Origin of the sequence: Corallococcus sp. BB11-1 (genome assembly GCF_026626625.1) — a bacterium.
Lineage (GTDB): Bacteria > Myxococcota > Myxococcia > Myxococcales > Myxococcaceae > Corallococcus > Corallococcus soli.
Genome location: NZ_JAPNJY010000010.1, coordinates 166,751 through 182,531 on the forward strand (window position 1 = coordinate 166,751; position 15,781 = coordinate 182,531).

13 protein-coding genes are annotated in these 15,781 nt (G+C 71.2%); 4 read left to right on the forward strand and 9 right to left on the reverse strand.

From position 1 onward, the window contains the following. Positions 1-16: 16 nt before the first annotated feature. Together OV207_RS10750 and thpR are read left to right on the forward strand one after the other, a co-directional pair. Positions 17-541: a metal-dependent hydrolase gene (locus OV207_RS10750; protein ID WP_267554746.1), complete on the forward strand. Its 525-nt coding sequence runs from the start codon at positions 17-19 to the stop codon at positions 539-541. Positions 542-646: 105 nt separating this feature from the next. Next, positions 647-1,201 (forward strand): RNA 2',3'-cyclic phosphodiesterase, encoded by a 555-nt coding sequence (gene thpR / locus OV207_RS10755; RefSeq protein WP_267554748.1) that lies wholly within the window; start codon positions 647-649, stop codon positions 1,199-1,201. Between the two features lie 15 nt (positions 1,202-1,216). Here thpR and OV207_RS10760 read toward each other — a convergent pair whose 3' ends face one another. Then, on the reverse strand, positions 1,217-3,418 hold the full coding sequence (locus OV207_RS10760; protein WP_267554750.1) for a PhnD/SsuA/transferrin family substrate-binding protein: 2,202 nt from the start codon (positions 3,416-3,418) through the stop codon (positions 1,217-1,219). A gap of 311 nt (positions 3,419-3,729) precedes the next feature. Between OV207_RS10760 and OV207_RS10765 the strand changes: the two genes are divergently transcribed. Together OV207_RS10765 and OV207_RS10770 are read left to right on the forward strand one after the other, a co-directional pair. After that, complete coding sequence (locus OV207_RS10765; RefSeq protein ID WP_267554753.1) at positions 3,730-4,362, forward strand: YiiX/YebB-like N1pC/P60 family cysteine hydrolase; 633 nt, start codon at positions 3,730-3,732, stop codon at positions 4,360-4,362. A gap of 23 nt (positions 4,363-4,385) precedes the next feature. Beyond that, entirely contained in the window at positions 4,386-6,515 is a 2,130-nt protein-coding gene (locus OV207_RS10770; RefSeq protein ID WP_267554755.1) for a putative metal-binding motif-containing protein, read from the forward strand. A 47-nt stretch (positions 6,516-6,562) separates the two neighbouring features. On the opposite strand, the gene OV207_RS10775 is transcribed toward OV207_RS10770, so the two are convergent. The 8 genes from OV207_RS10775 to OV207_RS10810 all read right to left on the reverse strand — a co-directional run bounded on the left by OV207_RS10775 (position 6,563) and on the right by OV207_RS10810 (position 15,386). Beyond that, positions 6,563-8,980, reverse strand: coding sequence for a WD40/YVTN/BNR-like repeat-containing protein (locus tag OV207_RS10775; RefSeq protein ID WP_267554756.1), 2,418 nt, complete (start codon positions 8,978-8,980; stop codon positions 6,563-6,565). Between the two features lie 170 nt (positions 8,981-9,150). Then, the gene (locus OV207_RS10780; protein ID WP_267554759.1) at positions 9,151-9,909 is read right to left on the reverse strand and encodes a hypothetical protein; all 759 of its coding nucleotides are present in this window, start codon (positions 9,907-9,909) and stop codon (positions 9,151-9,153) included. Between the two features lie 180 nt (positions 9,910-10,089). Next, a complete protein-coding gene (locus OV207_RS10785; protein ID WP_227027592.1) occupies positions 10,090-10,830 on the reverse strand; it encodes an ABC transporter ATP-binding protein in 741 nt (246 codons plus the stop codon). Positions 10,831-10,838: 8 nt separating this feature from the next. Then, positions 10,839-11,708 (reverse strand): ABC transporter ATP-binding protein, encoded by an 870-nt coding sequence (locus OV207_RS10790; RefSeq protein ID WP_193428022.1) that lies wholly within the window; start codon positions 11,706-11,708, stop codon positions 10,839-10,841. Further along, positions 11,705-12,775, reverse strand: coding sequence for a branched-chain amino acid ABC transporter permease (locus tag OV207_RS10795; RefSeq protein ID WP_193428023.1), 1,071 nt, complete (start codon positions 12,773-12,775; stop codon positions 11,705-11,707). The genes OV207_RS10790 and OV207_RS10795 overlap by 4 nt, the downstream gene beginning before the upstream one ends. Beyond that, on the reverse strand, positions 12,775-13,695 hold the full coding sequence (locus tag OV207_RS10800) for a branched-chain amino acid ABC transporter permease (protein ID WP_193428024.1): 921 nt from the start codon (positions 13,693-13,695) through the stop codon (positions 12,775-12,777). Before OV207_RS10800 ends, OV207_RS10795 begins: the two co-directional genes overlap by 1 nt. Before the next feature lie 17 nt (positions 13,696-13,712). Next, positions 13,713-14,918 carry an ABC transporter substrate-binding protein gene (locus tag OV207_RS10805; RefSeq protein WP_267554763.1) on the reverse strand — a complete coding sequence of 402 codons (1,206 nt, stop codon included), beginning with the start codon at positions 14,916-14,918 and terminating at the stop codon, positions 13,713-13,715. Positions 14,919-15,068: 150 nt separating this feature from the next. After that, the gene (locus tag OV207_RS10810; RefSeq protein ID WP_267554765.1) at positions 15,069-15,386 is read right to left on the reverse strand and encodes a hypothetical protein; all 318 of its coding nucleotides are present in this window, start codon (positions 15,384-15,386) and stop codon (positions 15,069-15,071) included. Positions 15,387-15,781: the final 395 nt, after the last annotated feature.

Consider the following 15,781-nt stretch of genomic DNA (forward strand, 5'->3'; position numbering starts at 1 on the left):
CGTTAGGGTCCGGGGCATGGCGAGCATCGGGCACGTGGCGGTGGGCATGGCGCTGGGGCGCTTCGAGACCGGGGCGGCCCCCTGGCGCCGGCGGGTGGCGGTGATGGGGTTCCTGTCGCTGCTTGCCCTCCTGCCGGACGCGGACGTGGTGGCGTTCGCGCTGCGCATCCCCTACGCGGCGACGTGGGGGCACCGGGGCGCGTCGCACTCGTTCGTCTTCGCGGCGCTGGTGGCGCTCCTGGTGGCGGGGCTGGCCCGGTGGAAGGGTGAGTCGGGCATGCGCTGGGGGTTCCTGGCGCTCGCGGCGGTGGGCAGCCACGGCATCCTGGACGCGCTCACCGACGGCGGCCTGGGCGCGGCGCTCTTCTGGCCCGCCTCCAACGCCCGCGTCTTCGCGCCGGTGCGGCCGCTGCCGGTGGCGCCCATCGGCGCGGGCATGCTGTCCGCGCGGGGACTGTACGTGAGCCTCGTGGAGCTGCTCTTCTTCCTGCCCGCCTGGGCCTATGCCCTGTGGCCGGCCCGCCGGGCCCGCTCGCCCTGAGCGGCGAAGCCGCCCCGCCTGGACCTGGAACTGGAACTGGACGCGGGCCCGATGCTCCGAGCCGGGAGTGCGCGGAGGATTGAGCCGGGAAGGAGGACCGCCGCGATGCGCCTGTTCACCGCCGTGACCCTGGGAGACACCCTCACCGCCGAGGCGGAGCGGGGCATCGAGCGCCTGCGCGCCCTCGCGCCGGAGGCCAGGTGGGTGCGGCCGGAGGGCGTGCACCTGACGCTGCTGTTCCTGGGGGACGTGGAGCCCTCCTGCCTGTCGCTGCTCCAGGAGGCGCTGGACCCGGTGGGCAAGCGCCACGCGCCGTTCGTCGTGTCCGTCGCGGGCGGTGGGACGTTCGGCGCGCCGGCCCACCCGCGCGTGCTCTGGGCCGACGTGCGCGGGGACATCGCCGCGCTCAAGGCGCTCCAGGCGGACGTGGCCCGGGCGCTGGAGCCGCTGGGCTTCACCTCCGAGCACCCGGAGTACACCGCGCACCTGACGCTGGCCCGGGCGAAGAGGCCGCGCGGGGACCCGGCGCTGGGCGCGTGCGCGCGGGCGCTCGCGGAGGCGTCCTGGGGCGAGGGCCGCGTGGACCGGCTGGTGCTGTTCGAAAGCGCGGGCGGCCACTACGCGTCCCGGTGGGAGGTCCCCCTGGGACGCGGGGCCTGAAGCCGCGCCCTTCGCCTAGCAGGCGCGCAATGACTGAGGATCCGCCACGGGCACCGCGGCGGGCAGCGTGACGGTGAGCAGCGTGCCCCGGCCCTCGCGGCTCTCCGCGCGCAGCGTGCCGCCCAGGTCGGTGACGATGGTGTGGCTCACCGACAGGCCCAGGCCGGTGCTGCTGGGACGCGCGGTGGCGAACGGCTCGAAGATGCGCGCGAGCAGGTCCGGGGACAGGCCCTTGCCGGAGTCCTGCACCTCCACCACCACCGCGCCGTCCTCGCTGGTGTAGGCCGCGACGCGCAGCACGTTGCGCTCCGCCTCCTGTGGGTCCATGGCCTGCACCGCGTTGAGCAGCAGGTTCAGGAACAACTGGGTGAGGCGCGCCTCGTCCGCGTCCACCGTGGGCAGGTCGTGGAAGTCGCGCTCCAGCCGCGCGCGGTGCTGAAGCTCTCCGCGCAGGAGCTTCAGCGCGTTCTCCAGCACCGGCTGCACGGCCACGCGGGCGCGGTGCTCCGGCGGCTTGCGCGACAGCGTGCGCAGGTCCTGCACGATGTGCTTGAGCCGGGTGGCGCCCTCCACCGTCTCCCCCAGCGCATCCTGGATGTCGTCCAGGTCGGAGCGCGGGACGGGCTGGCCGGTGAGCAGCGGCTGCTTCAGCCGCTCCAGCTCCTCGCGGATGAAGGAGAGGTTCGCCAGCACGAAGGCCAGCGGGTTGTTCATCTCATGGCCCACCGCCGCCGCGAGCGACCCCAGCGCGGACAGCCGGTCCGCCTGGAACAGCTTCGCCTCCAGCTGCTTGCGCAGCGTCACGTCGCGCACGAACACGCGCAGGCCCGGCGGGTCCCAGAGCTGCGCGACGGTGAGCTCCCAGTAGCGGCCGTCCAGGTGCACCGTGGGCGCGGGCTCGCCCGGGGGCGCGCCGCGCCAGGCCCAGGTGAGCGCCGCGTGCACCAGCGGGTGCGTGGGCCCGCGCTCCACCAGGTCCTGGAAGGCCACGTGGGTCGCGGGGTTCGCGTACCGCAGCGCCCCGTCCATGCCCAGCTCCAGCAGGGGCTCCGGGTGCAGCAGCGGGAACGACGCCAGCCGGTACAGCGGATCCTCCAGCACGCGCAGCCCGGTGACGTCACGCGCCAGCAGGCCCAGGCGCACGCCGGTGTCTCCAGGGTCGGGCACGCAGGGCGTTATCTCCGCCGCGTAGACGCGCTCCTCGCCGTCCACCGTGAGCCGGTACTCCAGCCGTCCGTCGGAGCCGCCCCGGAGGACGGCGCGGACCAGGGACATGAGGGGCTCGCTCGCCTCCGCGCCCAGGACCTCCTCCAGCCGGCGCCCCTCGTTGCCCCGCACGTCGCGGCCGAAGACGCGGCCGGACGGAGCCCACAGGCGCAGGCAGCGCCCCTCGGCATCCAGCTCGCCCGTGACGTACTCGGCGCCCTGCGAGGGGCGCGGGCTGGACACGGGCGCATCAGGGCCCGGAGAGCGGATGAAGCCCTCCACCCGGAAGGGGCCCATGAGCATCTCCAGGCCCGCGCCGTCGGTGTTCATCCGGGTGAGGACGGAGAGCAGCTGCTCCGAGTCCGCCTCCGACAGGCGCTTCGTGAGGATGAGCCCGTCGGCGAGCGTGGAGGTGGTGAAGAGGAAGGGCGTGAGCTGCGGCGCGTCCGCGCCCAGGTACGACGTCAGCGTGGCGCGCATGGCCAGCGCGTCGGTGTGGTTGGAGAAGATGGCGGCCACGTCCGACTCGCCCCGCAGCACCGCGTCCAATGCCTTGCGGTAGGTGCCCAGGAAGCGCTGCTCGGAGAAGAGCGTGTCGGGGCGCAACCCCAGCGACTCCAGGTGGCGCACCGGCAGCAGGTGGCCTCCGGTGGAGCGCGGCGCCACCCAGGCCACGCGCTTGCCCTGGAGCGTCTCCAACGTCAGCGGCGCGTCCGAACGACAGACCAGCGCGGAGTGGTAGTGCCAGCTACCTGAGCGCACCGCGCGAAGCACCGCCCGGGCCTGCGGCTCAAAGGCATTGCACTGCTCGGCGGTCGCCCACGCCATGTCCACGCGGCCGGCGGCGAGCTCCGCCTCCAGCGCCTCGTAGGTGGGCGACATGGACATCACCACCGGCCGGCCCAGCCGCTCCGACAGGGCACGCGCGAACAACTCCACGCGGACGTGTTCCCTTATCTCTCCCAGGGATGGGTAGAGCAGGCAACGGATGGGGGCGCTCGACGCGGTCACGGCAGAATCCTCCGGTTTCCCCCCTCTGCCGACCACCCCTGTTCCGGGTCTCGGCTCAAGACTTCCGCCACCTTGCCTGAATCCTTACGCCATTGCACATAATTCCTGAATCACTGAAATAAATAGCTTCCCCAGCTTTACCACATCTTGACCCAGGGTCGTGAGGGACCAGGGGTTCCAGACGGTGTCCCTGAAAGTCAGCCACCGCTGGCACCGTGCCTGCAAAGCAGGCGTCCAGGCGAAGACAACCGCCTGAAAGGACAGGGCGAATGGCATTGAGCGGGAGGAGCGCGTGGGCGGGCGTCCTCGGAATGATGGTGCTGGTGTGGTGGGAGGCCCGCGCCGTGGCCGCGACGCCACGGGCCCCTGAGGGGGCGCGGGTGGAGGCGAAGGTGCGGACGGGGGACGTGGTGTTCCAGACCTCGGGATCACGCCAGTCCAAGGCCATCCAGGAGGCCACCCACAGCCCATTGTCACACGTAGGGCTGGTGGAGGTGACGCCACAGGGCGTCTTCGTGGTGGAGGCGGTGCAGCCGGTGAAGCGCACGCCCTTCGCGCGGTGGAGGGCGCGCGGGGTGAAGGGGCGGCTGCTGGTGTTGCGGCCCACGGGGGTGGAGGCCGAGGCGAAGGCGCGCGCGGTGGCGGAGGCGAAGCGGCACCTGGGCAAGCCCTACGACGCGCTCTTCGGCTGGGGGGATGAGGCGATGTACTGCTCGGAGCTGGTGCGCAAGGCCTACGCGGCGGGCGCGGGGGTGACGTACGGGAAGATGGAGAGGCTGGGGACGCTGGAGGTGGCGGGACTGAAGCGGGAGATGGCCGAACGCTACCGGGGCCCCATTCCCCTGGACCTGGAGCTGGTGACCCCCGCGAGCCTGGCGGCCGATGCGCGGCTGGAGCTGGTGCATTCGGACTACCCGGAAGGGACGAAACCTCACACGGAGTGAACAGGACCGCTAGGGTTCGCCCCATGCGCCACCTGCTTCTGCTGCTGTCCCTGTTCGCACTCGCGGGCTGTCAGGCCCCCCAGGACGGGGTGAAGGTCACGGTCACCGCCACGGGCTTCGTGCCGGGCTGTCTGCGGGTGACGGCCCGGGACGAGGCCAGCGGAGAGACGCGGTCCACGATGCTCGGCGGCAAGGGCACGCCGTCCGTGGGCGGCAGCGTGCTGGTGGGGGTGGTCCTCCCGGAGAGCTGGGGCACCCGGCTCACCCTCACGGCGGAGGCCCACGAGGCGCCCTTCGTGGCGGACCAGGGCTGCACGGGGAAGGTCATCACGTCCAAGGAAGGCGCGGTCTCCATCGTTCGAGGCGAAGCAGCGAAGGGGAGGCCCCCGGAGCTCACGCTGGCCCTCACCGCCACCGACCAGGATGGGGACGGCTACGTCCATGAGGCGTCGGGGGGCACGGATTGCAATGACACGCCGGGCATCGGCGATGCCATCCATCCGGGCGCCCTGGAGAGGTGCAACGGCCGGGATGACGACTGCAACGGCGATGATGACCAGACGTTCTTCGGGCTCGGGGTCGCCTGCGCCGAGGATGGGGGTTGCAGCGGGAGGCTCGAGTGCGACCTCGACAACCTCAAGACCACCTGCAAGGCCCCCGCACCGACGCTCGCGTGGGTGGACAAGGACGGGGACCAGGTCGGACGGGCCAACGTGGAGCCCAGCCGCTTCTGCGCCCCGCTCACCGTTCCCGACGCGGGCTATGTGCCGTTCACCGCGCGGCACGACGACTGCGACGACACGAACCGGAACATCCATCCCGCCGCCCTGGAAGCCTGCAACGGGCTGGACGACAACTGCGACGGGTCCCAGGACAACATCGCGTTCGAGGCCTGCACGACGCTGACCTCCCAGTGCTCTGGCGCACAGCAGTGCAAGGGAACCTCCGGAGAGAAGGAGTGCGTCGCGACGGGCCCCGTTCCCACCTGGTATCCCGACCAGGACCTGGATGGACGGGGAGTTTCGGGAATGGGCACCCCCTCATGCACCCTCCAGGCGGACGCGGGCTACGCCCTCCTTGACGGAGACTGTGATGACGGCAATCCGTTCATCCATTCCGCGGCCACCGAGCTTTGCGATGAGCAGGACAACGACTGCGATGGAGAGAAGGATGAAGCCCAGGTCTGTGGAGCCACGGTTCCCGGCTGGGAGGCCAGGCTGGTAGGAGGGAACACCGCCCGCATCTGGCACGGAATCTCCCTGTATCAGAATGGGGGTGTCTGGCTCGCGGGCACCCACAGCGGACGGGGGGCGAAGCTGCCGGACAAGGTGGACTTCACGTTCCCCGAAGGAACCTGTGCGGGCACCCCCCCCGCTCTCTACTCGGTCTGGGCCCATCCCAGGACAGCCAAGGCCTTCCTGGGCGGGGCGGATGAGAACCTGTCGATCCAGGAGGCGACCAGCATCACCTGCGGGCCCCAACCCTCTATCGACTCGGACAATCCCCAGACGGTCATTCACGGGCTGATGGGTTTCGCTGACAGCGTGGATCCGGAGGAGGTCCAGATCTTCGGCGTCGCCACGAGTGGGAATGGAAACGATGGGGCGACCTTCCTGTGGAACGGTCAGACCGCCTCGGTGCCCGTGCTCCCGGCGACCGACACGACCCTCCGGGGCGTCCATGGCCTCTCACCGGCCCTGATGTTCGCCGTGGGCTCCTACAGGAGTCCCAGTGCCTCCGCCCAGGGACGCATCCTCCGCTACCAGCCAGGCGAGTTCCCGTCCTGGGGACAGCATGTCGAGCCTCCGGACGCGAAGGCACTCAATGCCGTCTGGGTCGTCCATCCGAGGCTCGCCTACGCGGTCGGTTACCTGGGCACCTTCATGAAATGGGATGGAGCGACCTGGAGCAAGCAGGCGGGGCCCTCGGACAGTGAGCAGCTCACGGGCGTCGTGGCCTTTGGCAGCAATGCCATCTACGTCTCGTCGGAGTCAGGCACGCTCTATCGCTATTACGACGGCGTCTGGCACACGCATCAACTGGGTGCCCCCCTGCACGCCCTCAATGGCAACCGTCCCGACAACATCTGGGCGGCGGGCGCCCAGGGCAAGGTCTTCCATTATCCGGCCTGGTCCTTTCCCACGCCTCCGTAGGCGCGGAGCCACGGTGGGGCGCCGCGCCCCACCGTGTCCCCCGTGGCTCAGCGCTTCACGCGCAGGACCTGGAACCCCTTCCCGCCCGCGCCGAAGCCCTCCAGGTTCTCCACCCGAACCACCAGGTCGCCGGAGGGCAGCACGCCTCGCACCTCCACGCGGGCCAGGGCGGTGCTCGCGCTTCGCGTGTAGCGCCGCGCCTCCCTCCACGTCGTGCCATCCGCGCTGGTGAAGAGCCGCGCGTACACGTCCGAGTCGGGCTGCACGTCCCCCGCGTTCGCCCGCCCCGTCCCCAGCACCCAGCCGCCTCCTGGCAAGGGCTCCAGCGAGTACGCCGGCCCCGGCAACGTCAGCAGCGCGTCCACCCGCGCGCTGGCGTACACCCGCAGCAGCTTCGGATGCTCCGGCTCATACAGCGTGGACTGCCCGAGCAGCAGCTCGCCCCCGGACAGCACCCTCCCCGTCATCGCATTGGCCGCGTAGCCCGCCATCACCGTCGACCAGGTGCGCCCCCCGTCCGACGAGCGCATCACCGCCGACTGCGCCGCGCTGCTGCCGAACGTGGCCCACAGCACGCTTCGCACCGGATCCGCGAACAGCGCTAGGCCATGGCGCGACGTCTGGAACGTGAAGCGCACCGCCCACGTCGCCCCGCCGTCCGTGCTCGCCCACAGCCGCAGGGGCGTGCTCCCGGACGTCACCGTCTGATATTCGAGGAAGAACACCGTGCTGCCCAGCTCCGCGAAGCTCGCCGGGGAGGCCGCGCGGTAGGTGCCCAGCGCCACGACGTCCGCCCACGTCTGGCCTCCGTCCGTGGAGCGCTCCAGGTGGTAGCTGCCGCCGCGGCTCATCTGGGCCAGCAGCGTTCCGTCCTTCAGCGCCGCCATCACCCAGAACGACGCCCCGCCCGCGCCCTGCCCTCGCGCGCTGAACGTGCGTCCGCCGTCCGTGCTCGCCCACAACCGGGAGCGGACCCCGTCCAGCGCCAGCGCGAACACCGTGCCCGCGCCGTCCACCGCCAGCACCTCGTGCGTCGTGTTCGTGAACACCGGCTCCAGCGTCACCGGCCCCGCGCCACCATCCGTCCCCGCGTCCACGCCGCCATCCGGCGCGCCTCCGCCATCCGTCCCCGCGTCCATGCCGCCGTCCGGCGTGCCCGCGCCGCCGTCCGGCATGCCCCCGCCGTCCGGAGTCCCCGCGCCGCCATCCGGAGTCCCCGCGCCGCCATCCGACGCGCCCCCGCCCCCCGGCGTCCCCCCGTCCTGACCGGAGCCGCCCCCTTCCGGCTGGCGAGGCACCGCCACGCGCATCACCTTCGCGCTGGAGCTTGCGTCGGGCGCGTCCCCGTAGAAGCACGGCACCTCCGTGACGCTGTCCGGCAGCACGTCCAAGGCGTTCAGGTAGCCCTTGAAGCTCGTGCGGGAGTCCAGGGTCACCGGGTCGCTGAACGTCCCGTCGCGCAGCACCCTGACCCGGATTTCATAGTCCGCGGCGGACTGCATGTGATTGTAGAAGACATACAGCGCGTCCCCCACGCGGGTGACCGCGGGCTGCAACGCCCAGTCCGGCGTGTTCTCCACCAGCGTGCGCGGCCCGAAGGACGTCCCGTCGAAGCGGCGGTAATACAGACGCTCCGTCTCGTCCTTGTAGACCAGGTGGATGCCGCCCCGCCCGTCCTCCACCGCGCTCAGCGCCGCGCCATGGTAGATGCCGTCGGAGAACGCCTCCCGCACCGGGCCCCAGGTGTCCAGCGGGTCGGCCGCGTCGCGCACCCGCAGGCGCGTGGGCTCGAAGCCGTCGTGCATGGCGTAGAAGAAGACGAGCTTCTCCCCCACGCTCAGCATCCGTCCCCCGCCGCGCTTGCGCACCCGTCCCAGGTCCGGCTGCCGCTGGAAGCTCGCGCCCCCGTCGGTGGACACCGCCACCACCGCCGTGGAGCCTCCGTCCGACTCCCGACGGAAGGCCTGCACCCAGAGCCTTCCGCGCGAGTCCCGGGCCAGCAGCGCCCGCGAGTACGCCGTCGTGTCGTCCGCGTTGAACACCCGCACCGCCGGCTCCGGCGTCCAGGTGTGCGCGCCCTCCTGGTAGCGCCACCACTGGAACCAGACGTCGTGCCGCGACGAGGCCGACAGCGAGGGGGCCTCGAACGCGTACACGAGCGCCACGTCCCGCCCCACGGCCACCAGCTCCGCCCGGTCATGGTGCGTGGCATCCGGCTGCACGGCGGCGAGCTTCTGGAAGCCCTGGAACCCGTCCTCCGAGCGGAGCAGGTTCAGGCCCTCTCCGCCCGCCCCCTGCTGCTGGACGGCCAGGAGCCACGTGGGCGCGCGCCCGTTCCCCGTTTCAATCCGCACCGCATGCCGATGCGCCGGAAGGGTCAGGGCATTGCCCCCACCCGCCGGCACCAAGGGCACCCCTCCCGCCGCCACCACCGTGGTCAGCAGGACCCCCACCCAAGCCATCATCGCGATTTCTCCCCCGTCCACATCCACCCCCAAGGTAGGGATGGGAGGCAGGGGAGCAATCCAGCGGAGGCTGTGGGTGCAGGGTCCACCCCTCCCGAAGGGGAGTGGTGGACATCCCTCCACCGCGTGACGCTTCCGGGTTCACGGAAGCGTGCACGCGGGTGCCGCGACTACTTCGCCTTGCGGCGGCGCGCGCCCGTGCCCGCGTCCGGCGTGGCCGTGCCCGCGTCGGCGCCCATGTCGAGCGTGCCCGCGTCCATCATGCCCGCGTCCGGCGTGGCCGTGGCCACCGGCGGCGGCGGGTTGACGAGCTTCAGCGAGGTGAGGAACGCGTCCGCGGCCGGCGCGCCGGTGTTCGGGTTGAAGAGCACCAGGAGCGTGTACATCCGCGAGCCCACCAGGATGTTGCGCGCCTTGAGCTCGCCCACCGTCGGGGAGCTGACGGTGTACGACTTGCCCGGGTAGCCACCCTCCAGGGTGAAGTCCTGCTCGTCCTTCAGCGTGCCCTGGACCTCCTTGGCCAGACCGTCCCGGCCCTCGTTCAGCAGGGCCTCGGGGGGACGGCTCGCCACGAGCTTCTCCGGGTAGTCCGCGATGCTGACGGAGTAGAGGACCTCCATGGCGCGCGCGGAGTACGCGGCGGTGTTCACGGTGCCGGAGCCCAGCGGGACCTGCTTGCGGGCCACCTGCGGCTCCGCGGGCATGCCGATGCTGAAGCCTTCCGGCGCGTCGTAGGCCTTGAACTCCGGGCCCGTGGCGGCGGGGTCACCCTCGTTGGGCACGTCCTCGATGGTGGAGACAGCCGACCGGCCATCACCGCCACCCGCGGTGCCGGAGCTGTCATCGGTCTTCTGCTGGCTGGCGCAGGCGCCGGCGATGAGGGCGAGGGTGGTGAGTGACGCAAGAAGGAGGCGGGACGACGGACGCATGGGCACGCTTCCTGATGTGAAAGAAGAGGGAAAGAACGACATATCCGGTCGGACGCTAGACGATGTGCTCCGCTGCTGACTACCCGAGTTTCAATGCGTCGCGAGCAACTGGCCGCGGCGCGGGCCCACAAGCGTCCGGGGGAGGACAGCGCACCTGGACCGGGAGCCCCGCCCAGGCACCTATTCGCCCAGGTACGCGCGCCGCACCTCGGCGCTCTCCAGGAGCGCCTTGCCCGCGCCGGCCATCACCACCTCGCCCGTCTCCAGCACGTAGCCGTAGTGCGCGGCGTTGAGGGCCAGGTGCGCGTTCTGCTCCACCAGCAGCACGCTGACGCCGGTGGCGTTCACGTCGCGCAGCGTGCGGAAGATGGTCTCCGTCACCTGCGGCGCGAGGCCCAGGGACGGCTCGTCCAGCAGCAGCAGCTGGGGCTTGCTCAAGAGGGCCCGGGCGATGGCCAGCATCTGCTGCTCGCCGCCGGACAGCGTGCCCGCCAGCTGGCGGCGGCGCTCCTTGAGCACCGGGAAGAGCGTGAAGCCCTGCTCCATGTCCTGGGCCACCTGGGCGGTGTCCTTGCGCAGGTATGCGCCCAGCTCCAGGTTCTCCTGCACGGTGAGGTTGGGGAAGATGCCCCGGCCCTCCGGCGCGTGCGCCATGCCGCGCGGCACCAGCTGGTGGGCCTTGAGGGACGTGGTGTCCTTGCCCTCCAGCGTGATGCGGCCCGCCGCGGCCTTGAGCATGCCGCTCACCGCGCGCAGGGTGCTCGTCTTGCCCGCGCCGTTGGCGCCGATGAGGGCCACCATCTCGCCCTTGCCCACCCGCAGGGACACGCCCCGGAGCGCCTGGATGGCGCCGTAGCGGACCTGGAGCCCCTCCACCGTGAGCAGCGGCGCGAACTCGCGGCGCTCGCCCAGGACCTTCATCGGCTCGCTCACGCCGCGCCTCCGTGGGATTCCAGGTAGCTGTCACCCAGGTACGCTTCAATGACCTTGCGGTCGCTGCGCACCGCCGCCGGGGCGCCGCGCGCGATGGTTTCTCCGTGGTCCAGCACGGTGATGGTCTCGCAGATGCCCATCACCAGCTTCATGTCGTGCTCGATGACCAGCACCCCCAGCGAGAACTCGTCGCGCAGCCGGCGGATGAGCACCATCAGGTCCGCCTTCTCCCGCGTGTTCATGCCGGCCGCGGGCTCGTCCAGCAGCAGCACCTTGGGCCGCGTCCCCAGCGCGCGGGCGATCTCCAGCCGGCGCTGCTCGCCATAGGGCAGGTTCTTCGCCTCCTCGTCGCGGCGGTGCGACAGGCCCATGACCTCCAGCAGGTGCTCCGCCTGGCGCGTCAGCTCCCGCTCCTCCCGCTGGAAGCCGGGGGTGAGCAGCAGCGCGCGCCACCAGTCGCGGTAGTTGCGCAGCGCCGTGCCCACCTTGGCGGCCTGGCCCAGCCTCACCGGGTGCAGGGCCCCCTGCGCGCGGCAGGCCACCTTCACGTTGTCCAGCGCGGTGAGCGCGCGGAACAGGCGGATGTTCTGGAACGTGCGCGCGAGGCCCAGGTGGTTGATTTGATGCGGCACCCAGCCGTTCACCTTCTGCCCGGCCACGCGCACCTCACCCTCGGTGGGCTGGTACACGCCGGTGAGCACGTTGAAGGCGGTGGACTTGCCCGCGCCGTTGGGCCCGATGAGGCCCAGCAGGTCCCCCTGGCGCACGGTGAGGTTGAAGTCCGTGAGGGCCTTGAGCCCCCCGAAGCGGATGCTCACGCCCGAGGCCTGGAGCATCGCGTCCTGTGAAGTGGCGGCGACGCTCATGTCAGCCCCTTCTTCTTGCGGGGAAGCCAGCGCGGCAGCACGTCCCAGAGCTCCTTCGTGCCGAACAGGCCCTGGGGCCGGGCCAGCATCAGCACCACCAGCAGGACGCCGTACACGGGCATGCGGATCTGATCCACCTTCTGCGCCAGGCTGCCCTCCGCGCCCAGCGCGCCGAACAGCGAGCGCAGGCCCTCCGGCAGCAGCGTGAGGAAGATGGCCGCGACGATGGCGCCCGTGGTGGAGCCCAGGCCGCCCAGCACCACCATGACGACGATCTCCATCGACTTCACGAAGGTGAACGAGCCCGGGTTGATGATGGGCACGAAGTGGGCGAACAGGCCGCCCGCGATGCCGGCGAAGAACGACGAGATGACGAACGCGCGGACCTTGTAGCCGGTGGTGTCCACGCCCATCGCTTCGGCGGCGACCTCGTCCTCGCGGATGGCCCACAGGCTGCGGCCGTGACTGGAGCCCGCGATTCTCCGGGCCACCAGCACCACCGCGAAGACCCAGAAGTACACCATGGCCACGCTGGAGTACTGCGGGATGCCCGACAGCCCCAGCGCGCGGCCGAACGCCTCCGTGTTCTGCACGAAGACGCGGATGATTTCGCCGAAGCCCAGCGTGACGATGGCCAGGTAGTCCCCGCGCAGGCGCAGGGACGGCAGCCCCACCAGGAAGCCGCACAGCGCCGCGCAGGCGCCGCCCGCGAGCAGCGCCACGACGAAGAGCACCTGGTCGCTGGCGGCCACCGGCAGGAAGGAGAGCGCCACCTCCTTGAACGACAGCGACGTGACGCCCGCGATGTACGCGCCCACCGCCATGAAGCCCGCGTGGCCAATGGAGAACTGGCCCGTCATGCCGTTCACGATGTTGAGGCTCACCGCGAGGATGATGTTCACCCCCACGACGGACAGCAGATAGGTGGCGAAGGGGGAAGCGCCCAGCGTCCACTCGGCCAGCGCCAGCACCGGCAGGGCGAGGAGCACGGGCAGGATGCCGCGCAGCGCCGGGGGAATGGGGCCCGCCATGTCGTCGGGCAGGGTCGTCGCGCCAGGGGTCGCCATCAGACCTTCTCCGCCGCGACCCGGCCGAAGAGGCCGCCCGGCTTCACCAGCAACACCAGGATGAGGAAGCCGAAGGCCACCGCGTCACGCCAGGTGCTGGCCGCGTAGCCCACGACGAACTCCTCCACCAGCCCCAGCAGCAGCGCGCCCACCACCGCGCCCGGCACGTTGCCGATGCCGCCGATGACCGCCGCCACGAAGGCCTTGAGGCCCACGTACAGGCCCATGAGCGGGCTCACGGACGTGTCCTTGATGGCGTAGAGCAGGCCCGCGCCCGCCGCCAGCCCGCTGGAGAGCATGAACGTCAGCGCGATGATGCGGTCGGTGGGGATGCCCATCAGCGCCGCGGTGCGGTGGTCCCAGGACACCGCGCGCATCGCCATGCCGAAGCGCGTCCGGTACACGAGGAACTGGAGCGCGCCCATCAGCGTCACCGCGATGAGGAAGCTGATGACCTGCCAGTTCCACACCACCACGTCGCGGTCGCCCACGATAAACCACTCCGTGGGGACGATGACCTCCGGGAAGGCCCGGGGGGAGGCGCCCGGCAGGAAGCCGATGTCCAGCTGGAAGCCGTACGACAGCGCGAACGAGATGCCGATGGCGGTGATGAGCGCGGTGAGGCGCGGCTTCTCGCGCAGCGGCCGGTAGGCGAAGCGCTCAATCAGGAAGCCGAGCAGCGCGCAGCCGCCCATGGCCACCGCGAAGATGACGACCACGCCCCAGAGGGAACGCTGCGCCTCGCGCCCGAGGGCGAAGGCGGTCGCGTAGCCCATGTAGACGCCGACCATCATCACGTCGCCGTGGGCGAAGTTGATGAGCTTGAGGACGCCGTACACCATCGTGTAGCCCAGTGCGACCAGGGCGTAGATGGTGCCGGAGGCCAGTCCGTTGATGAGGTGCTGGAGAAGCTGCGACATGCCGGGGGGGACCTGACCTACGGAGCGATGGTGGTGACGTAGGTGGACTTGCCGTCCGCGACCTTCAGCACCACGGCGGACTTCACCGCGTTGCGCTTCGCGTCCAGCGTGATGGCGCCCGCGACACCCGGGAAGTTCTTCGTCTGCGCGATGGCGTCACGCAGCGCCGGGCCGCTGGTGTCCGGGGCGCGCTTGAGCGCGTCGATGGCGACCCACGCGGCGTCGTACGCCAGCGCCGCGAGCGCGTCCGGCACCGCGCCGTTGTAGTCCGCCTTGTAGTCCGCGATGAACTTCTTCACGCGCTCGTCCGGGTTGTCCGGCGAGTAGTGGTTGGAGAAGTAGCTGCCGTCGATGGCGCTGCCGCCCAGCTCGAAGAGCTTCTCGGAGTCCCAGCCGTCGCCGCCCATCAGCGGCACCTTCAGGCCCAGCTCCCGCGCCTGCCGGGCGATGACGCCCACCTCGCTGTAGTAGCCCGGCACGTAGATGCCCTCCGGCTGCGTCTTCTTGATGGCGGTCAGCTGCGCGCGGTAGTCCGTGTCGCCCTGGCTGTAGCTCTCCGTGACGGTGATCTTCCCGCCCAGCTCCGCGAACTTCTGGCGGAACACCTCCGTGAGGCCAATGGAGTAGGCGCTCTTGTTGTCCTGGAGCACCGCGACCTTGTTGAGCTTGAGGTGCTCGCGCGCGAACTTGGCCATCACGAAGCCCTGGAACGGGTCGATGAAGCAGACGCGGAAGATGTAGTCGCCCTTCTCCGTCACGGTGGGGTTGGTGGACGAGGGCGTGATCATCGGCACGCCCGCCGCCTGCGCCTTCTCCGCCATGGCGAGCGAGCTGGACGACGCCACCTCGCCCAGGATGAGGACCACCTTGTCCTGGGTAATCAGCCGGGTGACGGCCTGCGCCGCCTCCTCGGGCTTGCTCTGGTCGTCATAGACGCGCACCACCAGCTTCTTGCCCTTCACGCCGCCCGCCGCGTTGGCCTCCTTGAGCGCCAGCGCGATGCCGTTGCGGCTGGAGATGCCGAAGGTGGCCTGGCCGCCCGTCAGCGCGCCCACTTCACCCAGGACGATGACGTCGTTCCCCGCCGGGGTGCCGCCGCCCTGCGCCACGGCCGGGACCTGCGCCGCGGGCTGGCCGCCCTCTCCCGTGGGCTGCGTCTTCTTCTCGCAGGCGACCGCCAGGACGGCGAGCGCGGCGAGGAGCATCGGGGCAAGTCGTCGCATGTGGGAGTTCCCTCCGGGGGAGATGACGGCAAAGCCCCGGTTTTCTAGGGGAGCCCTCCCCATGGGTCAAGCGCACAGCTTGCAACCGGACTCTCGCGAACACCCTGGAACAGCGCTGTCGTGCGCCCCGCCCCCCCGGTCGTCCCGGGCTCACTCCCCCGCGGACGACGACGGCTCGCCCCAGGAGCGCTCCCGGCCGGACGGCCCCCGCCGGGGCAGGGGCCAGGGCTCCGGGGTTCCCTCCGCGGGCTCCCCCGCGACCCCCAGCGCGCGCGCCAGGTCGTCCGCGCAGGGGCGCCACGCCACGTCGTCCAGGGGCCGTGCAGGCGACAGGGTGGACCAGGCGGGTGCTCCGAAGGGGGCGTCGAGCGGCCCGGGAGCTTCGCGCAAGGTCCCCCTGGAGGCAGGGGACAGGGCGCGGCGGCGCAGGAGCCCGCCGGCCACCACCACCCCCACGAGCCCCGCCATCCACCCGAGTCCCCGGCCTGCGGCCCGGGCCCGGACTCCGTGACCGCCCGCGGCACGGGCTCGGGCGGGACTCCCGCTCCACGGCATGTCGCTCCACCGCTTCAACCCACGGCCCAGGCTCGTGCTGCGCATGGAAGGCTCCCGGAATGCGGGCCAGGACACCTGACCCGCATCAACACGGTGGGGCGCGTCCGGCAGCGCGGCCAGCGGGGGGACGGGTCGCTTCGACCTGCATGGCCGCTGTGCGGACGGGAGCCAGCAGGGGGCTTGCGCAACGCGACCATGGCGGGCTGGGTGACGAGCCCCCGGATCATCCCGGGGCAGGGGTTTTCTTGTCGGTCATTGACACCACCTTCCTGCTGATGACCCCCGGCGGGCACCTTGAGCGTCCCCTC